The following is an 18,543-nucleotide window of genomic DNA, read 5'->3' on the forward strand; positions in this document are numbered from 1 at the left end:
CCCAAAGGGAGCGACATGACCCGCCCGGACCAATCTCACCCACCAGATCCCGGGGATGACCTCCCGCCGCGCCCTGAGGAGGAGATCGCCGATGCCGGCCGGGCGGCCCCAACCGGGCCGGACGGCGACGTGCGTGCTCCGGGCGCGTCCGATCCGGTCCCGGAGCGACCGGGCAGGATGCCGGCCTATCCGCCCAGCCCACGGCCCCAGGACGGTTCGATCACCTCTCCCAGCCCCGAGATCGCCGATCCGGGTTATCGTCCCCCGGATTATCCCACCGAGGACGCCGGGCCGGAGGAGGCGGAGCAGAACTGAGCCGGATCGACATGGCGATGGCCACGGCCGCCGACGCCGGGGGCATCGTGGCCCTGCGCGACCACCTCGCCAGGTGGCAGATCAGCAGGGGGATCCAGCAGTGGCGGCCCGGTGAGGTCGACCCCGCGGTGATCGCCGACCAGGCCTCCGGTGGCCAGTGGTTCGTACTCCGGGACCTCTCCGGATCCGGTGGTGCTGCCGGTGTCATCGCTACCGCCCGGGTGCTCAACGCGGACCCCCACGCCTGGGGGTCTGACCTGGGTAACGACGGAACTGCGGGCTACCTGCACGCACTGATGGTCCATCGCGACCACGCGGGCCAGGGCCTGGGCGCCGCGGTGCTGTGCTGGTTCGAGCGCTTCACGCTCGCCTGCGGGCGCAGGCTGGCCCGGCTGGACTGCGTGGCCGGTAACGCGGTCCTGCGTGCCTACTACACCGGCCACGGCTACCACGAGCACGGCATCACCGAGTTCGGCCCGGACCGGCAGTGGAGGCCGGTGATGCGCCTGCAGAAGGTCCTTGACGGTTCCGACGCCGGATTCCGATAGGTTCGGGAACCATGAGCGATCACGGCATCGACGCCACCTTTACCGACCTACCCGCCCGGGCCCTGGCCGACGCCGCCCTGCAACGGGCCAAGGACCTTGGTGCCACCCACGCGGACTTCCGGTTGGAGCGCATCCGAAACCAGTACCTCGTGGTCCGCGATGGCCGGTTGCAGACAGCCACGGATACCGAGGACCTGGGTCTGGCGGTGCGGGTGGTGTACCGCGGTGCGTGGGGCTTCGCCGCCGGAGTGGTCCTCACCGTCGCCGAGGCCGTGCGTCTGGCCGAGCAGGCGGTACAGGTGGCGACCGTGGCTGCTCCGATGACGGCCGACCCGGTGCAACTGGCCCCCGAACCCGTTTACCGGGACGTCACGTGGTCCAGTTCCTACCGGGTGAACCCCTTCGGGGTGGCCACAGCGGACAAGTCCGAGGTCCTCATCGACTGGACCCGGCAACTGCTCCGGTCCGGCGCTGTCGACCATGCCACCGCATCGTTGCTTGCGGTCCAGGAGAACAAGTTCTACGCCGACCTCGCCGGCACCGTCACCACCCAGCAGCGCATCCGCATGCACCCGGAGTTCGAGGCGATGGGCGCCGATGAACGCACCGGAGTTTTCGACTCGATGCGCTCCATCGCCCCACCAGCCGGGCGCGGCTGGGAGTACGTGGCTGAGGCCGGCTACGACTGGGACACCGAATTGGCCCGGACCCCGGAACTGCTCGCCGAGAAACTCACCGCTCCCAGTGTGCAGGCCGGAGACTACGACCTCGTCATCGACCCGTCCAACCTATGGCTGACCATCCACGAATCGATCGGGCACGCCACCGAACTGGACCGGGCCCTGGGCTATGAGGCCAACTACGCCGGGACCTCCTTCGCCACCCTGGATCAACTCGGCACCCTGCAGTACGGCTCCTCGGCGATGAACGTCACCGGCGACCGCACCACCGAGCACGGCCTGGCCTCGATCGGGTACGACGACGAGGGCGTGGCCACCCAGTCCTGGGACATCATTTCCGACGGAGTCCTGGTGGGTTACCAGCTCGACCGCTCGATGGGTGCGGCCCATCCCGAGCTCAACGACGGACGCTCCAACGGTTGCGCCTACGCCGACTCCCCCGGCCACATCCCGATCCAGCGGATGGCCAACGTCTCCCTCCAGCCGGCGTCGTCCGGGCCGGACACCGACGGCTTGATCTCCCAGGTCGAGCGGGGGCTGTACATCGTCGGTGACAAGTCGTGGTCGATCGATATGCAGCGCTTCAACTTCCAGTTCACCGGCCAGCGCTTCCACCAGATCATCGACGGCGAACTGGGGCCGCAGGTGCGCGATGCCGCGTACCAGGCCACCACCACCGATTTCTGGGGCTCGATGGAGGCTGTCGGCGGCCCCCAGACCTACGTCCTCGGAGGCGCCTTCAACTGCGGCAAGGCGCAACCGGGTCAGGTCGCCTCCGTCTCCCACGGGTGCCCCTCGGCACTGTTCCGCAGCGTCCGGATCCTCAACACCACAGCAGAGGCAGGCAAGTGAGCATGCGTACCGCCACGCCCCAGCAACTCATCGAGCATGCCCTGGCCGGATCCTCGGCCGAGCACACCATCGCCCTGGCCCGTGTCGGTTCCAGTGCGAACCTGCGCTGGGCGAACAACACCCTGACCACGAACGGGGCCATGCGCGACGTGCAGGTTACCGTGATCTCCTTCCGCGGCACCTCCGATGGCGTCGCCACCGGAGCCATCACCGGCACGGCCGCCACACTCGAGCAGGTCGAGTCGCTGGTCACGGCCGCCGATGCCGCTGCCGAGGTTGCCGACCCGGCCCAGGACGCTACCGAGTTGCTCACCGCCGCCGAAGCCACGGCTCCGAGCGAGCCCTGGGACGATCCTGCCGAGCAGACCTCCATCGAGGTCTACCGGGACTTCGCAGCCGAGTTGGGTGAGATCTTCACCCGCGCCCGGGACCGTCGGCAGGTTCTCTACGGGTTCGTCGACCACGAGGTGGTCACCACCTACCTCGCCTCCTCCACGGGCGTGCGGCTTCGGCACACCCAGCCCAGTGGGCACTACGGCATCACCGGGAAGAACGAGGCGTTGACCTCCTCGGCGTGGGTGGGCGGCGCGACGCGGCAGTTCACCGATGTTGACCCGGCCGTGCTGGAAATGGACCTGATCCAGCGCCTGGAGTGGTCCGAGCGGACTGTCTCCCTGCCCGCCGAGCGGTACCAGACCGTCCTGCCGCCCACCGCGGTCGCCGACCTGCTGATCTACGCCTACTGGTCCGCCGGTGCGCGAGTGGCTCACGAGGGGCAGTCGGTCTTCTCCAAGCGTGGCGGAGGCACCCGCATCGGGGAACAGATCGTCGCGCCGCAGGTGCGGCTGTACTCCGACCCGACCTACCCCGGTCTGGAGTGCGCCCCCTTCGTGCAGGCAGCGGCGTCCTCCAACGTGTCCAGCGTGTTCGACAATGCCCTGCCGCTACGCAGCACCGACTGGATCGCCGACGGCAGGCTCACCTCTCTCCTGCAGACCCGGCACTCTGCCGGGCTGACCGGTCAGGAGGTGACCCCCGCGATCTCCAACCTGGTGCTGGACGTCGAGGGTGGCTCCGGGACCACCCAGGACCTGGTCGCTGGGATGGACCGGGGCCTGCTGGTGACGTGCCTGTGGTACATCCGTGAGGTGGATCCTCAGAACCTGCTGCTGACGGGTCTGACCCGGGACGGGGTGTACCTGGTGGAGGGCGGTGAAGTGGTCGGTGCGGTGAACAACTTCCGCTTCAACGAGTCCCCGGTGGATCTACTGAGCCGCTTCGACACGGCCTCGGCCACCCAGGCCAGTTTCTCCCGCGAGTGGGGCGACTACTTCCCGCGCACGGCCACCCCGGCGTTGCGGATCGGTGACTTCAACATGTCCTCGGTCTCTCAGGCCCAGTAGCCCGCCGGGCCGGACACGACCCTCAGGCGAACCGCACCTGCGCGGTGAACTCCTTCCCGGCGTCCATCCTCAGGTCCACCAGGCGCAGACCCGGGGGCATCCGGTCGTTCAGGTCGATCGTGGTGTCGGTGTACCGGGCCAATTTCTTGCGCACCACCACGAGCACGAGCGAGACCAGGGGGTTGCCCGAACGCGCCTGGATCTCCCCGATCCGGGCGACCATCCCGGAATCGACCTCGGCCTCGAGCCGGATCTGTGCCGATGCCGAGAGCAGGCCCTTGCGGACTCGGGCGGTCACGTCCAGGTGGAGACGGCGCGCGGAGGGTGTCTTGACCTCCACCTGGAGGGAGGTCAGGGTCAGCCCCGAGTTCGCCAGTTCCGCCGCCACGAGATCCTTGGCGCGTTCGACGGCTTCCTTGATCGGAACCGAGACCTGTCCGTGACCGCGCGACTGGGCGGTCGCGGCGCCGGGGTCCATCAACGCCCACAGGTTCTCACGGCCGTCGTAGGCCACACCGGCGGGGATGTCCTCCACCTCGACGTGGGCCGTCACCGGGATGCCCTCCACATGGATCGGCTGGGCGAGCACCTCGAGGTGGTGCACCGTGACTGGCTCGGCGGAGGCGACGGGAGGCACCTCGGTCAAGTCCGCACTGTCGAGCCTCAGCGAGCGGTGATGCTCCTCCAGGCGCATTCCGGTCAGGTCGACACGGACGTCCCCCAGGTCGGTCCCGGCCGGCACCACCTGTACCCGCACCTGCTCCCAGAGGCGGGCTGCGTCGCCGTCGCCGTCCTCGTCGTCGATGAGGCTGAGCACGCCCTGTCGGATCCGGTGTTCCCAGTCCGGCCCCGATTGCGGGACCGGTCCGGTCCCGAGGTTCAGGCCGGCGACTTCGGGGGTGGTGGAGACGCTTGATCGCGCAGCTTCAGTCATGGGCTCACGGTACAGCCGGGGTACGCGATCGTCCCAGCGGCGGCCGGCGGGTGAGGGATCAGGTGTCGCGCAGCGCCTCGATCAGGAGTTGCGCAGGGCCTCGATCAACTCATCCTTGCTCATCTTGGACCGCCCGTCGATGTCGAGTTCGGCCGCACGGTCGTTGAGCTCGTCCACGGTCCACTCCTCATAGGCAGGCGAGGAGCCACCTGACTCGCCCACATCGGACCGGGAGGTGTTGGCTGCGGCGTTGGCGATCCGCGCCGACTTCTGCTTGGACTCGCCCTCCTCACGCAGCCGCTCGTACAATTCCGGATCCTTCACGCTCGGGCCGGGGTCCTCGCTACCGCCTTGCTTTGCCATCGTGATCTCCTTCCGGGATGACGCGTCACGATCAGCACGCCGCACCTCTCGCATCAGCACCTCGATCGTGTCACTCATGGAACCGATCTGCATCCCGGATATCCGGCGCCAGGCCGCCGGGTGCAGCGGTGGCGGCGGGTGCGGATGCGCACCGGCACCGAACCGGCGACCATTGTCGACATGGTTACCGATGAGAACGCACTGACCGACTTGCCCCAGCAGCACCAGGACTGGCCCGGCCGGACAGCGGCCCTGGATCCGGTGCCCGATCACGGCGAAGCCAGTTACACGGGCCGGGACCGGCTGGTGGGCAAGCGTGCCCTGATCACCGGAGGGGACTCCGGTATCGGCCGTGCCACCGCGATCGCCTTCGCCAAGGAGGGGGCCGAGGTGGCCATCTCCTATCTGCCCGAGGAGGCCGAGGACGCCGAAGAGACCCGGCAGGAGGTGGAGAGCACCGGTCGTTCCTGTCATCTGCTACCCGCTGACCTGCGCACCGAGCAGGCCAACCTCGAGGTGGCCCGGGACGCTGTCCGGGCGCTGGGTGGCGTTGACGTGGTGGTGGCGAACGCTGCCTACCAGATGGCGGCCGGATCCCTGGCCGACTTCCCCCCGGAGCAGATCGAGCGCACCTTCGCCACCAACGTGTTCTCCACGTTCTGGCTGATCAAGGCCCTCGACGACCACCTGGACGCAGGCGCCAGCATCATCATCACCACCTCGATCCAGGCCTTCGAACCGTCCGAACCGTTGCTGGACTACGCCGCTTCCAAGGCGGCCCTGAACAACCTGGCGGTGAACCTGGCCGGTGAACTGGGCCCGCGGGGCATCCGCGTGAACGCCGTCGCACCCGGACCGATCTGGACACCGCTGATCCCCAGCACGATGCCACCGGAGAAGGTGGACGGGTTCGGATCGGACACTCCCCTGGGCCGGGCCGGTCAACCTGTGGAGGTGGCGACCGCCTTCGTTTACCTTGCCTCGGATGAGGCAAGTTACGTCTCCGGGACGGTCCTGGGCGTGACCGGCGGACGCGGAGTGTTCTGACACGGCAGAATGCCAAGCGGAGCCAGGACCGAAGGAGGGTGCTCAACACGATGGAACTGACCCGCGAACAACTGGATGCGCTGTATGACCTGACGGTGGTGTCCGATGACGGGCAGACCATGGGGCCGGTCGGGCACATCTACCTGGACGATCAGACTCAGCAGGCCACCTGGATCACCGCCAAGACCGGGCTCTTCGGTCTGCGAGAGGTGTTCATCCCGTTCCAGGGTGCCAGGGTGGAACCGGAGGCCATCAAGGTCCGCTACACCAGGGACTACATCATGGACGCCCCCCGGTTCGACTCCGACGGACACATCAGTGACGCCGAGCAGGACGAACTCTTCCGCTACTTCCGGGTGAGCCGTCCCCGAGCCTCAGACCCAACGATCGACGGTCCCGTGCCGGCCGAGCCGGCAGATCCGCCGGTGGGCGACGAGGCGGGTCCACTCTCGGACCGTGAACCCGACCTCCCGGCGGATGACGGGCTCGACCGGAACGGCGGTGAACCGCCCGTGGCCGTCGATCCGGAACCGGCACCGGTGGAGCAGGCGGTCACCCCGGACACGGAGGGTCCGGACCCGGGCGCCGGGGCGCCGGAAGGGCAGGATCCGGCCCACCCCCACAGCCAGACCCCGGAGGCGGAGCCGGGGACCACCGACGACCGTGCCTGAGGCTCCCGATCTGCACGTGGCATCCGATGGGCTCGCACGTCCCGCGTGGGCGGCACGGAGTGAGTTGCTACGCCACTACTACGACAATGAGTGGGGCATGCCGGTGCGTGATGAGCGTGGCATGTACGAGCGCCTCACCCTCGAGACCTTCCAGTCCGGCCTGTCCTGGGCAGTGATCCTGCGTAAACGGCCGGGTTTCCGGGACGCGTTCGGCGGCTTCGCCCCCGACGTCGTGGCCGCCTACACCGGTGCCGACGTGGACCGGCTGTCGCGGATGCGCGGATCGTGCGCAACCGGGCGAAGATCCTGGCCGCGGTCACCAACGCCCGCGCCACCATCGACCTTCGCGCCGAGGGCGGGCTGGCCGACTTCGTCTGGTCCTTCCAGCCTGCGACCACCCCGCGCCCACGACGGATGTCCGAAGTACCCACCCGGTCGGTTGAGTCGGAGGCGCTGGCCAAGGCGCTGCGCAGCCGCGGGTTCACTTTCGTGGGGCCCACCACGATGTTCGCCCTGATGGAGGCGGTCGGGATGGTCGACACCCACCTCGTGGGCTCCCATCGCAGGGGCTCCTCCGGAGTCTGGCCCGCCTGACGGCGCTGGAGATCGCCGCCGGGGTTTGCCAGGATGGCTGGCGATGTCTTCCTACGTACTCGCGATCCGAAACCATCCTGAATCCGGTCCCGGCCGGTACCCCGCCTGGCTCAGGGCTGCCGGCCTCGAGGTGGAGGTGCGTCCCGGAGAAGACGGACTGCCCGGTGACCTGAAGGGCATCAACGGGCTGATCATGCTCGGGGGTGGGCTCATGCCCGACGACGACGCCGCCGCACCCTGGCTCGCCGAGGAGCGCACCCTGGTGGCCCGGGCTCTGGATGAGCACGTGCCCATCCTGGGGATCTGCCTGGGCGGGCAATTGCTCGCCCACGTCGGCGGTGGGCGGGTGCGCTCCGATCACGGTGTGATCGAGCGGGGCGCTACGCGCATCCGATTGACTCCGGCGGCAGCCGAGGACGGTCTGCTCGGCCGGTTGCCGGCGAGTTTCTACGCGATCGAGAATCACCGGGACGCGATCACCGAGCTACCTCCGGGGTCGGTGCATCTGGCCTACTCCGAGGACTGCCCGAACCAGGCGTTCCGCCTCGGCGACGTGGCATGGGGCCTGCAGTTCCACCCCGAGGCCAGTTCCGCCAATGTGGCCCGCTGGGACCCGGCGAAAGTCCGGGCCGACGGGTTCGACCACGACGAACTCATCCGTCTCGCGCAATCGTGGAACCCGAGAGTGAGCGCGCCTGCCGCCAGATCGCCGAGGCGTTCGCCACCGTGGTGCACCAGCACGCCGCAACCTGATGGTTCAGCGTTCGGGTGCCGGATCCGCGGGTAGGTCGCCGCAAAACGCCCGGTAGGCGCCATCGTTATCGGCCAGCACCCGAAGCACGTTCTGGTGGCCGAGTTTACCCAACTCCTCCTCGGACCAACCGCGGCTGCGCAGTTCGTCCATCAGGTTGGGATAGCCGGCGACGTCCTGCAGGCCCGCGGGCATCGTTCCGGCGCCGTCGTAGTCCCCGCCCAGGCCTACGTGGTCGATGCCGGCGACCTCGCGGACGTGCTCGATGTGGTCGGCCACGGTGGCCACGCCCACCTGCGGCGCCGGTCCGCCCTGCTCGCTGCGTCGCCAGTCCCAGTAGGCCGCGGAGAGGAATGACGGCACGAACGTGACCATCTGGACTCCCCCGTTCCCGGGTAGGGCCGCGATCACCTCATCGGGCACGTTCCGCGGGTGCGGGTTGAGCGCGGCGCAAGAGGAGTGGGTGAACAGCACCGGGGCTGCTGTGCGCTCCAGCGCCTGCCGCATGGTGCTGGGCGCCACGTGGGACAGGTCCACGACCATCCCGATCCTGTTCATCTCGGCGACGACCTCGTGGCCCCTCGCGGCGAGCCCGCCGTGTTCGGGAGTGTCCGTCGCCGAGTCCGCCCAGGTGGTGTTGTGGTTCCAGGTGAGTGTCATGTACCGCACCCCCAGACGCGCGTACTGGCGAAGCGCAGGCAGGGAGTCGGCGATCTGGTGGCCACCCTCGATCCCGATGAGGCTGGCGATCCGGTCGGTGTGGAGCAGCGCCTGCACGTCCGCGGCGGTGCGTGCCAGGTGCAGGTCCTGGGGGTAGGCCGCCACCATTCGGTGGATCAGGTCGATCTGCTCCAGGGTGGCCTGCACCGCGGCAGCACCGCTGAACTCCGGCGGCAACCACGCCGACCAGAACTGCCCCCACTGCTCCGCGGTGCAGCCGGGGCAGATCGGTCTGCATCTCGTCCTGGTGGGTGTCCAACCCGGCCACGCTGCCGCCCCGGGCGGCACGGCATTTCCAGGGCAGGTCGTTGTGTCCGTCGATGATCGGGATGGGTGGTGCCGTCATGGTCCCACCCTGGCACGGATCCGGTGGCGAACAGGTCGACGTAGGCGATGCCCGGGTAGGGCCTTCAGGTACGGGGTTTGCCCACCACCGCAACCGGGCAGGGAGCGTGATGCAACACACCGTGGCTCACCGAGCCCAGGAGCACCGAGCGTGTCACGCCACGGCCCCGGTTGCCCACCACGAGTAGGTCGGCTCGCTGCGCGGCCAGCCGTAGCGCCCCGGCCGGGTGTCCCATCAGGGCTTTGCCGTCGACCTCCACGTCCGGGTATTCGTCGCGGAACGGTGCCAGTTCCTCGCGGATCATGCCCTCAGTGGCGCGGGTGGCGTGCATCATGTACTCCCCGTAGCCACCGGCGGGCCCGTACCAGTTCGGGTCGGGCATCACCCGCACCGCCGTGAGCCGGGCCTCCCGTCGCTGCGCCTCGCCGAAGGCGAACGCCAGCGCCTCCCTGGACGTGGCCGAACCATCGATGCCCACCACGACCTGGTCGTAACTGGTTTCGCTGGGCCCGGGAATCACGATCACCGGCGCCTGAGCGCGTGCGGTCAGCCGCATACTGCTGGAACCGAGCACCAGGCCGGAGAACCCGCCCCGGCCCCGGCTGCCGGTCACCAGTGCGTACGAGCCGGCGGACTCCTTGGCCAGGGTCTCCACCACCTCACCGGTGAAGTGCTGGGTGGAGATCTCCAGTTCGCTGAAGGCCTCCCGGGCGATCTCGGCGCCGGTCTGCAGGATCTCCGTGGCCATCTCCTTGTGCGCGGCACGCAACTCCGGGGTGATGCCGTAGGGGTCACCCCAGGGTTCCTGGACGGTGACGATCCGCAGTTCGGCGCCCATCCGGTCCGCCTCGCGGGCCGCCCAGCTGATCGCTTCCTCGGCGTGGGCGGAGCCGTCGGTGGCGACCACGATCGGTTTGATGGTGTTCACGGGGAAACTCCTTCAGTGGTCGGATACCTCTATCGGACCGCGGCACAGCACCGGAAACCAGGTCCGAAGGTCCTGCGGTCTCAACCCAACCGTATTGTGGTCAGGCAGGTCGGCGCTTGGACATCGGTGCTGATGTCCTGGGTGGCGCTGAGCCCGTCGACGGAGACCTCGAGTGTGGCCTCGACATCCTTGGGCAACCAGACGCCCATGAACCCGTTGTCGAAGGTGGTCATCTCCTCGTCCACGTAGACCTCGCCATCGGCACCGGTGATCATCACGTCCATCGCCGTGTTCGGCAACTCCGCCTGGCAGGTGGTCAGGGAGTGGTAGAAGCAGTCGTGGGTCTGGTTGAGGTACGGGGCGAAGGAAAGGTAGAACTCTTCACCTTCGATCGGCAACTCCTGCTCCGTCGTGCCGTCGCTGATCAGCAGGGTGTCGGCCCGCACCGAGGCGAGCAGGTCACTGGGGCGGTCCGGACCCCCGAGGCGGTCCATGTGGTCGATCAGGTCAGTGGTCTGCATGCCATCCAGACCGTGCGGGGCCAGCAACTGCTGTGCCGGGTCCTCCTGGTCGGCCGAGCATCCGACCAGGACCAGTCCCAGGGCAGCAGTAAGGGCGATCAGGGCTCGTCTCATGGGGAAACGGTAACGACCGCACCAGCCCTGGAACTAGGACCAAGGGCCCGGCGACCGGCTCCACGGGCTGTCCCGGTCCGCCGTGACCCACGAACGCAGGGCGGCCCGTCCCCGCCGCCCGAGGTGCGCAACTGCCACATTCGCGCCCATGATGGACCACGATGACCGAACGCCATGATGAATTCTGGAACGAGCGACTCGCTCAGGACTGGACGAGTTCCGGCGTGGGCTACCAGGCCCTGGGCCGCCCGTTCAACACCTGGATGTATCGCATCCGCCGACACGTCTTCGCCCGGGGCCCGGGAGGTCGCAGCCCTCGGTGTCGACTCACGGACCCGGGTGCTCGACGTCGGATCGGGTACCGGTCTGTACCTGGACTGGTGGCAGGCCGCCGGTGCCGGGCACGTCACCGGATCGGACCTGACCCCGGCTGCGGTGACCCGGCTGCGCGAACGTTTCGGGACGCTGCGGATCGAGGAGTTCGACGTGACCGCCGGACCGGGCCCGTTCGAGCCGGGCAGTTTTGATGTGATCTCCTGCATGGACGTGCTCTTCCACATCACCGACGACGAGTTGTACCGCAGCGCCCTGGCCAGTGTCGCGGCGCTGCTGCGTCCGGGCGGACGGTTCATCTTCACCGAGAACTTCCTCAACCGGGCACCGGACCGCTCCGAGCACCAGGTGAACCGGTCGCGGCAGTGGATCACCCGCGAACTGGCGCGCAATGGCCTCCGCCTGGAGCGTCGCACGCCGAGTCTGGTGCTGATGAACGCCCAGGTCGATGCGCCCTGGTGGTGGCGTAAGGCGTGGGGCGGGCTCCTGCGTGTGCTCACCCTGACCCCACCCACCGGATGGGCCACAGGTGCGCTGCTGTACCCGTTGGAACGGGTGCTCACCCGGGTGCTGTCGGAGAGCCCGACGACGGAACTGGCCGTGGCCGAGCGGGTCTGACCCATGCCGGGCCACCACCGAGCGGTTGGTGGCCCGGCTCGGGTCGGCGTGGGCTCAGCGTTCTGCGTCGAGGGCGCCGGCGGCGCGGTGTGCCAGCGGCATGATCATGGCGGCCAGGATCCACTTGATGATTCCACCGACGAGGAACGGGACCACACCGACGGACATCAACGTCCCGACGTCATGGGGCATCCCGAGCATCGACAGGACCACCCCGAGGTAGGGCACCCCGATGATGAACGGGATGAGGCTGGCACCGGCGAACCCGGCCAGCGCCAGCAGGGGACGCCGGTCCCAGTGCCTTTGGGCCAGCCAGCCGATGAAGGCCGCGGCCGGGATGAACCCGATGATGAAGCCGAAGGAGGGACCTGCCACGCTCGCCGGTCCCCCCATCGCACCGGCGAACACCGGCAACCCGGCCACCCCGGCCAGCAGATAGGTCGTCATCGCCGCAGCCGCCCGACGCGCGCCAAGGCTCGCCCCGACCACAAGCACCCCGAGGGTCTGCCCCGTCACCGGTACCGGCCACAGCGGCACCGCGACCTGGGCGAGCACGGCCACCAGCGCGGCACCGGCGATGACCAGCCCCACCTGCGCCGCGGTGCTGCGGGAGCGGATCAGCGCATCGGCAAGGACCGGACGGGCCACCCCCCAGCCCGGCGCGGGGATCGCCGCGCTCATCGGCGCAGCGACGCCAGCGCCGCGTTGAACGTCGCCGAGGGTCGCATCACCGCGTCGGCCTTGGCCGGGTCGGGGCGGTAGTACCCGCCCAGGTCCACCTCCTGGCCCTGTACGTCGAGGAGTTCTGCCACGATCGTCTCCTCCTGCGCACGCAGGGTCGCGGCCACCGGTCCGAACACCTCGGCCAGAGCCGCGTCGTCGGACTGGGCGGCCAGTTCCTCCGCCCAGAACAGCGCCAGGTAGAAGTGGCTGCCACGGTTGTCGATGCCGCCCAACCGGCGGGTCGGGGACTTGTTCTCCTCCAGGAAGGTCCCGGTAGCCCGGTCCAGGGTGTCCGCGAGCACCTGGGCCCGGGCGTTGCCCTGGGACTGTGCCAGGTGCTCGAAACTGACCGACAGGGCCAGGAACTCACCCAGGCTGTCCCAGCGCAGGTAGTTCTCCTTCTGTAGTTGCTGGACGTGCTTGGGCGCCGATCCTCCGGCACCGGTCTCGAACAGACCCCCGCCGTTGATCAGCGGGACCACCGAGAGCATCTTGGCGCTGGTACCCAGTTCCAGGATCGGGAACAGGTCGGTCAAGTAGTCGCGCAGTACATTGCCGGTCACCGAGATGGTGTCCGCTCCGGCACGCATCCGCTCCAGGGTGAAGAGGGTGGCAGCGACCGGGTCCATGATGTGCAGGTCCAGCCCGTCGGTGTCGTGCTCGGCCAGATAGGTGTTCACCTTCTCGATCAGCCTGGCATCGTGTGCCCGGTCTGCGTCGAGCCAGAACACCGCGGGGGTGCCGCTGGCCCGGGATCGGTTCACGGCCAGTTTGACCCAGTCCCGGATGGCCACGTCCTTGGTCTGGCAGGAGCGCCAGATGTCGCCGGCGGTCACGGTGTGCTCGGTGAGCACCGCTCCGGCCGAGGTGACCAGGCGGACCACCCCGTCGGTGGCGATCTCGAAGGTCTTGTCATGGCTGCCGTACTCCTCGGCAGCCTTGGCCATCAAGCCCACGTTCGGCACCGAACCGATGGTGGCCGGGTCCAGTGCGCCATGGGTGCGGCTGTCATCGATCGTGGCCTGGTAGACCCCGGCGTAGCTGGAGTCCGGGATCACCACCAGCGTGTCGGCCTCCTCCCCGTCCGGACCCCAGGCGCGCCCGCCGTTGCGGATCAGGGCCGGCAGCGAGGCGTCGATGATCACGTCGCTGGGCACGTGCAGGTTGGAGATCCCGCGGTCCGAATCCACCTGGAACAGGCGCGGACCCCGCTGGAGTTCGGCGGTGAAGGAGTCGCGGATCTCCTGCCCGGCGGGCAGGTCGTCCACGCCCGACAGGATCGATCCCAGACCGTCGTTGGGGCTCAGCCCGGCCTCGGCGAGCACCTGGCCGTACGTGGCGAACGTCTCCGGGAAGAAGGCCCGGACCGCGTGCCCGAAGATGATCGGGTCGGAGACCTTCATCATGGTCGCTTTCAGATGCACCGAGAACAGCACGTCGGCATCCTTGGCGGCCTGCACCTGTGCCTTGAGGAAGGCCTGTAGGGCATCGGCCCGCATCACGGTGGCATCGACGACTTCCCCTGCTTCGACCGGCACCTGCTCGCGCAGCACGGTGACCGTGCCGTCGGCGTCGACGTGCTCGATGCGTAGGGTGTCTGCCTCGGTCACCACCACGGACTTCTCATTGTTGCGGAAGTCGTCCGCGGCCATGGTGGCCACGGTGGTCCCGGAATCACTGGACCACTCCCCCATCCGGTGCGGGTGCGCCTTGGCGTAGTTCTTCACCGACGCCGGTGCCCGCCGGTCCGAGTTGCCCTGCCGCAGGACCGGGTTCACCGCACTGCCCATCACGCTGTCGTACCGTGCGCGCGCGTCCCGCTCGTCGTCGGTGGCGGGGTTGTCGGGGTAGGGCGGTAGGTCGAACCCCTGGGCACGCAACTCGGCGATGCCGGCCTTGAGCTGGGGCACCGAGGCGGAGATGTTCGGCAGCTTGATGATGTTGGCCTCTGGAGTCTCGGCCAGTTGACCGAGTTCGGCCAGCGCGTCCTCGGTGCGCTGCTCCGGCGGGAGCACGTCAGCGAATGCGGCGATGATGCGGCCCGCGAGCGAGATGTCCCGGGTCTGCACCTGCACGCCCGCGCTGGCGGCGAACGCCTCGATTACCGGCAGGAGTGAGTAGGTCGCCAGTGCCGGCGCCTCATCGGTCTGGGTATAGATAATCGTGGGAGTAGCCACAGGGTGCACTTCCGTCCGGGTCGACAGCGGTTGTTCGATATCAAGATATCGCCTTCCGCCCCGGTCGCGCCCGGTGCGCAGTCCTGACCGGCCGCGCCCGCCCACCGGCCCGGGTGAGCCGGCAGTACGGACGACGCCCACATCGTCACGGAAGCGTAACGATCGGGCGTGACCTTGGCCACGTGGTGCGGAGAGGGCCGGGCGGGGTGCGCGGGTGTCCCCGGTGGAGCCGGACAGGGGTCGTACGGGTACCGAGCCACGCCCCACCGAAACCCCAGCGTGCCGCATAGACCGCGGGATCGTGCGGGTTGGGCCGGGCCCCCGGGGCCCGTTGACGTGGGCAGGCACGGGTCCTCGCCGGAGTTCGACGCGTGCGCCGGCGCTGGCCGGTTCCCGCGTGCGCTGGCGCTGCCTCCCCTTCCGGAACAGCATCCAGCGGATCCTGGCATGTGCCCGCCGGGATCTTCTATGCCAGACTGACATGCGTTGTTTGCCAGTGGATGGTGATCGGGCGGGCTTCGGATATGTCGCTCCGCTCGGGTGTGCGCCTGCGTCACGTCCTGCGGAGTCATCCTCGCCACCAACCCTGGACCGCACCCTGTGCCGCATCCCGACGGCGGGACACCCCCGCCGAGAACTGGAGACATTCTCAGGTGCCAGTGATCGAAGCCCATGGCGTGTACAAGATCTTCGGGCGTCGGCCGGAGCGGGGCGTGGGGTGGCTCCAGTCCGGTGCAAGCCGGGAGGAGTTGCGCGAGCGTGGTCTGACCGCTGCCGTCATCGACGCGTCCTTCGACGCCAACGACGGGGAGATCTTCGTCGTGATGGGCTTGTCCGGTTCGGGCAAGTCCACGCTGATCCGGATGGTCAACGGACTGCTCGAGCCCACCGCCGGCGACATGATCGTCGCTGGTGACAACATCACCGGCTTGCGAGGCCGTGCGCTACGGGAGATGCGCCGGCAGAAGGTGTCCATGGTCTTCCAGCACTTCGCGCTGCTCCCCCACCGAACTGTCGGGGAGAACGCCGCGCAAGCCCTGGAAGTGCGCGGAGCCAACCGCGCCGACCGGCAACGGGCCGCCGAGGAGGCGCTGCGCATGGTCGGGCTGGACGGCTGGGGCGGGTCCTATCCCGATGAACTCTCCGGCGGGATGCGGCAGCGAGTGGGCCTGGCCCGGGCGCTGGCCTCCGGCACCGACGTCATGCTGATGGATGAAGCATTCTCCGCGCTGGACCCGTTGATCCGCAGGGAGATGCAGGATCAGTTGATCGACCTGCAGCACACCCTGGGAAAGACGATCCTGTTCATCACCCATGATCTGAACGAGGCGATGCGGCTGGGCGACCGGATCGCGATGATGCGTGACGGCCGGATCGAGCAGATCGGCACCTCCGAGCAGATCCTCAACGACCCCGCGAACAGTTATGTGGCCCAGTTCATCCAGGACGTCGACCGCACCCGGGTGCTCACCGCCGGGGCGATCATGGAACCACCGGTGGCGGTGATCGGAGCGGAGTCAGGTCCGCGCACCGCACACAAGTTGCTGCGCGAGCACCAGATGTCCGCGCTGATGGTGGTGGACCGAAGCCGACGGCTGCGTGGGGTCGTCTATGAGACGGACGTCGCGCAGGCAGTGCGCTCCGGAGCGAACAGCCTCGAGGGCGTGCTCCGCCAGGCGCACCAGGTGCACACCGACGACACCCTCGCGGAGTTCATCGCGACAGCAGCGCAAGCCAAGGTGGCGCTGGCCGTGCTGGACCGCGACGAGAGGCTGGTCGGCGTGATCCCCAGGGTGACGTTGCTCAACGCCTTGGCCGATCCGGAGGACCCTGAGATGACCGAGAACCTGAAAACCGGTCCGGTTGCAGGCCCGGCGAGCGCGGGAGCGGGGCGGCCCTCATGAACCTCTATGCGGATGAGACCGATGGCACTGGAATCCCACGGTTGGGACATCGGGGAGTGGATCGAGGCGGGGTTCCGGTGGATCCAGGACAACCTGAGCGTGGTCTTCGACGGAATTCAGAGCGTTATCAGTTGGGCGACCACCAACCTGGCCGGCCTGCTGAACACCCCCGATGCCCTGCTGCTGGCTGTCCTGTTCTCCGCCGTCGCCTGGTTGCTGCGGGACTGGAAGCTCGCGCTGCTGTCGCTGGGCATGTGGCTGTTCGTGATCAGTGTCGAGCAGTGGCAAGGCGCGATGCTCACCCTGGCCATGGTCATCATCGCCACGTTGGTGGCCCTGCTGCTGGCCATACCGATCGGCATCGCGGCGGCCAAATCGGACCGGGTCTCCCAGATCGTGCGCCCGGTGATGGACCTGATGCAGACGATGCCCGCCTTCGTCTGGCTGGTGCCGGTCATCACCCTCTTCAGCGTCGGGGTCGTCCCCGGGGTGATCGCCACAGTGATCTTCGCGCTTCCTCCGGGGGTGCGCCTGACCGAACTGGGCATCCGGCAAGTGGACGCCGAAGTCGTCGAGGCCGGGCAGGCTTTCGGCAGCACCGGTTCGCAGATCCTCGCGCGGATCCAATTGCCACTGGCGATGCCCACCATCATGGCTGGGGTCAACCAGGTGATCATGCTGGCCCTGTCGATGGCGGTGATCGCGGGACTGGTCGGTGCCGGGGGCCTGGGCGCCGAGGTCACCCGTGCGATCAGCACCATCGACATCGGGCTGGGTTTCGAAGCAGGTCTGTCCGTCGTCGTCCTTGCCATCTACCTCGACCGGGTGACCGCCGCTGTCGGCGGACGCAAACCCGGAACACCGAGAGCCGCGCGACTCAAGAAACTACTACGCGCCGGACGTGTGTCCACCATCGGCCCGGTGGGGACCGCGATCACCAGTCCACAACTGCATGAATCCGAAACGAGAGCCGACAATGGGTCCCGCTGAGCGCGGCGGCCCCGACATGGAAGGAAACCAGATGAGGACCACCTCCCCACGACGTACCCGGAGCCTGCTCGCCGTGACCGCTGCGAGCGCACTGCTACTGGCTGCCTGCAACGGCGACACCGACACCGACGATGACGGCGCTGCGACCGACAACGGCGCAGATACCGAGGAGAACGGCGACGAGAACGGCGCCGCCGGCGCCGAGGGTCCGGTCATCCTGGGCATCCTGCCCGACTGGACCGACGGCCTGAGCATGGGCTACCTGTGGCAGGAGATGCTGCAGGACCAGGGCTATGAGGTGCAGATCGAAGAGATCGGCCAGGCCGGGCCGCTGTACACCGCCGTGGCCGGCGGCGACTACCACGTCTACCCCTCCGCATGGCCGGAGGTCACGCACGCCGAGTACATGGACACCTACGGCGATGACCTGGAGGACCTGGGCCACTACTACGAGGGTGCGGTCCTGACGCTCGCCGTCCCGGAGTACACCGAGATCGACTCGATCCCGGAACTGGCCGAGAACCCGGACATGTTCGACGGCCAGGTCATCGGAATCGAGGCGGGCGCCGGACACATGGGCGTCACCGCCAACTCGGTGTTCCCGACCTACGGGCTGGATGAGAACTTCACCCTGGTCGAGTCCTCCACCGCGGCGATGCTCACCGAGTTGAGCAGCGCCATCGACGCCGAGGAGGATGTCGTGGTGACCTTGTGGCACCCCTTCTGGGCCAACGCCGAGTACCCGGTGAAGGACCTGGAGGACCCCGAGCAGGCGCTCGGTGAGCCTGAGTCCCTGAACTTCATCGCCAACTCCGAGTTCTCCAGTGAGTTCCCGGAAGTCGCCGAGGCGATGGGCAACTTCCCCGTCCTGGACAACGACCAGTTCGGTGAACTCGAGGATCTGATCGTGAACGTGCACGAGGGCGACCCGGCCGCCGGCGCGCGCGAGTGGATCGAGAACAACCAGGACATCGTGGACTCGGTCTTCAACTAAGGACCAGCGTTCCTGAC

At 68.3% G+C, this 18,543-nt stretch carries 18 protein-coding genes and 1 pseudogene; 12 read left to right on the forward strand and 7 right to left on the reverse strand.

Annotated features, from left to right (window positions below; genetic code table 11):
- Nucleotides 1-15 precede the first annotated feature (15 nt).
- The 4 genes from ACRRRO_RS18010 to ACRRRO_RS18025 are packed head-to-tail and all read left to right on the forward strand — an operon-like array spanning nucleotide 16 to nucleotide 3,798.
- Entirely contained in the window at nucleotides 16-315 is a 300-nt protein-coding gene (locus tag ACRRRO_RS18010; RefSeq protein WP_424796210.1) for a hypothetical protein, read from the forward strand.
- A gap of 17 nt (nucleotides 316-332) precedes the next feature.
- Complete coding sequence (locus ACRRRO_RS18015; RefSeq protein ID WP_434080676.1) at nucleotides 333-863, forward strand: GNAT family N-acetyltransferase; 531 nt, start codon at nucleotides 333-335, stop codon at nucleotides 861-863.
- Between the two features lie 11 nt (nucleotides 864-874).
- Nucleotides 875-2,395 (forward strand): TldD/PmbA family protein, encoded by a 1,521-nt coding sequence (locus ACRRRO_RS18020; protein WP_424796212.1) that lies wholly within the window; start codon nucleotides 875-877, stop codon nucleotides 2,393-2,395.
- Between the two features lie 2 nt (nucleotides 2,396-2,397).
- The gene (locus ACRRRO_RS18025; RefSeq protein WP_424796213.1) at nucleotides 2,398-3,798 is read left to right on the forward strand and encodes a metallopeptidase TldD-related protein; all 1,401 of its coding nucleotides are present in this window, start codon (nucleotides 2,398-2,400) and stop codon (nucleotides 3,796-3,798) included.
- Between the two features lie 22 nt (nucleotides 3,799-3,820).
- On the opposite strand, the gene ACRRRO_RS18030 is transcribed toward ACRRRO_RS18025, so the two are convergent.
- Together ACRRRO_RS18030 and ACRRRO_RS18035 are read right to left on the reverse strand one after the other, a co-directional pair.
- Entirely contained in the window at nucleotides 3,821-4,732 is a 912-nt protein-coding gene (locus ACRRRO_RS18030) for a hypothetical protein (protein ID WP_424796214.1), read from the reverse strand.
- A gap of 81 nt (nucleotides 4,733-4,813) precedes the next feature.
- Nucleotides 4,814-5,095, reverse strand: coding sequence for a DUF7218 family protein (locus ACRRRO_RS18035; RefSeq protein WP_424790990.1), 282 nt, complete (start codon nucleotides 5,093-5,095; stop codon nucleotides 4,814-4,816).
- Between the two features lie 180 nt (nucleotides 5,096-5,275).
- On the opposite strand from ACRRRO_RS18035, the gene ACRRRO_RS18040 reads away from it, so the two are divergent.
- From ACRRRO_RS18040 to ACRRRO_RS18055, 4 genes and pseudogenes are all read left to right on the forward strand, one after another.
- A complete protein-coding gene (locus tag ACRRRO_RS18040; RefSeq protein WP_424796215.1) occupies nucleotides 5,276-6,142 on the forward strand; it encodes an SDR family oxidoreductase in 867 nt (288 codons plus the stop codon).
- Nucleotides 6,143-6,192: 50 nt separating this feature from the next.
- A complete protein-coding gene (locus tag ACRRRO_RS18045) occupies nucleotides 6,193-6,813 on the forward strand; it encodes a PRC-barrel domain-containing protein (protein WP_424796216.1) in 621 nt (206 codons plus the stop codon).
- A pseudogene (locus tag ACRRRO_RS18050) lies at nucleotides 6,806-7,407 on the forward strand (DNA-3-methyladenine glycosylase I). The gene ACRRRO_RS18045 and the pseudogene ACRRRO_RS18050 overlap by 8 nt, the downstream one beginning before the upstream one ends.
- A 43-nt stretch (nucleotides 7,408-7,450) precedes the next feature.
- Nucleotides 7,451-8,194, forward strand: coding sequence for a type 1 glutamine amidotransferase (locus ACRRRO_RS18055; protein WP_434080677.1), 744 nt, complete (start codon nucleotides 7,451-7,453; stop codon nucleotides 8,192-8,194).
- On the opposite strand, the gene ACRRRO_RS18060 is transcribed toward ACRRRO_RS18055, so the two are convergent.
- From ACRRRO_RS18060 to ACRRRO_RS18070, 3 genes are all read right to left on the reverse strand, one after another.
- Entirely contained in the window at nucleotides 8,165-9,025 is an 861-nt protein-coding gene (locus tag ACRRRO_RS18060; RefSeq protein ID WP_434080678.1) for a dipeptidase, read from the reverse strand. The genes ACRRRO_RS18055 and ACRRRO_RS18060 overlap by 30 nt on opposite strands.
- Nucleotides 9,026-9,288: 263 nt before the next feature.
- On the reverse strand, nucleotides 9,289-10,152 hold the full coding sequence (locus ACRRRO_RS18065) for a universal stress protein (RefSeq protein WP_424796220.1): 864 nt from the start codon (nucleotides 10,150-10,152) through the stop codon (nucleotides 9,289-9,291).
- Nucleotides 10,153-10,232: 80 nt separating this feature from the next.
- A complete protein-coding gene (locus tag ACRRRO_RS18070; RefSeq protein WP_424796221.1) occupies nucleotides 10,233-10,787 on the reverse strand; it encodes a CueP family metal-binding protein in 555 nt (184 codons plus the stop codon).
- Between the two features lie 177 nt (nucleotides 10,788-10,964).
- On the opposite strand from ACRRRO_RS18070, the gene ACRRRO_RS18075 reads away from it, so the two are divergent.
- Complete coding sequence (locus tag ACRRRO_RS18075; protein ID WP_434081605.1) at nucleotides 10,965-11,738, forward strand: class I SAM-dependent methyltransferase; 774 nt, start codon at nucleotides 10,965-10,967, stop codon at nucleotides 11,736-11,738.
- 54 nt (nucleotides 11,739-11,792) lie between these two features.
- Here ACRRRO_RS18075 and ACRRRO_RS18080 read toward each other — a convergent pair whose 3' ends face one another.
- Both ACRRRO_RS18080 and ACRRRO_RS18085 read right to left on the reverse strand, forming a co-directional pair.
- Nucleotides 11,793-12,419, reverse strand: coding sequence for a biotin transporter BioY (locus ACRRRO_RS18080; protein WP_424796223.1), 627 nt, complete (start codon nucleotides 12,417-12,419; stop codon nucleotides 11,793-11,795).
- Complete coding sequence (locus ACRRRO_RS18085; RefSeq protein WP_424796224.1) at nucleotides 12,416-14,638, reverse strand: NADP-dependent isocitrate dehydrogenase; 2,223 nt, start codon at nucleotides 14,636-14,638, stop codon at nucleotides 12,416-12,418. Before ACRRRO_RS18085 ends, ACRRRO_RS18080 begins: the two co-directional genes overlap by 4 nt.
- 653 nt (nucleotides 14,639-15,291) lie before the next feature.
- Here ACRRRO_RS18085 and ACRRRO_RS18090 point away from each other — a divergent pair.
- The 3 genes from ACRRRO_RS18090 to ACRRRO_RS18100 are packed head-to-tail and all read left to right on the forward strand — an operon-like array spanning nucleotide 15,292 to nucleotide 18,526.
- On the forward strand, nucleotides 15,292-16,542 hold the full coding sequence (locus ACRRRO_RS18090; RefSeq protein WP_424796225.1) for a quaternary amine ABC transporter ATP-binding protein: 1,251 nt from the start codon (nucleotides 15,292-15,294) through the stop codon (nucleotides 16,540-16,542).
- Between the two features lie 21 nt (nucleotides 16,543-16,563).
- The gene (locus tag ACRRRO_RS18095; protein ID WP_434080679.1) at nucleotides 16,564-17,532 is read left to right on the forward strand and encodes an ABC transporter permease; all 969 of its coding nucleotides are present in this window, start codon (nucleotides 16,564-16,566) and stop codon (nucleotides 17,530-17,532) included.
- 31 nt (nucleotides 17,533-17,563) lie between these two features.
- Nucleotides 17,564-18,526: a glycine betaine ABC transporter substrate-binding protein gene (locus ACRRRO_RS18100; protein ID WP_424785891.1), complete on the forward strand. Its 963-nt coding sequence runs from the start codon at nucleotides 17,564-17,566 to the stop codon at nucleotides 18,524-18,526.
- Nucleotides 18,527-18,543: the final 17 nt, after the last annotated feature.

Source organism: Sanguibacter sp. Z1732 (assembly GCF_051020515.1).
In the GTDB taxonomy this organism is placed as follows: Bacteria; Actinomycetota; Actinomycetes; order Actinomycetales; family Beutenbergiaceae; genus CALKWS01.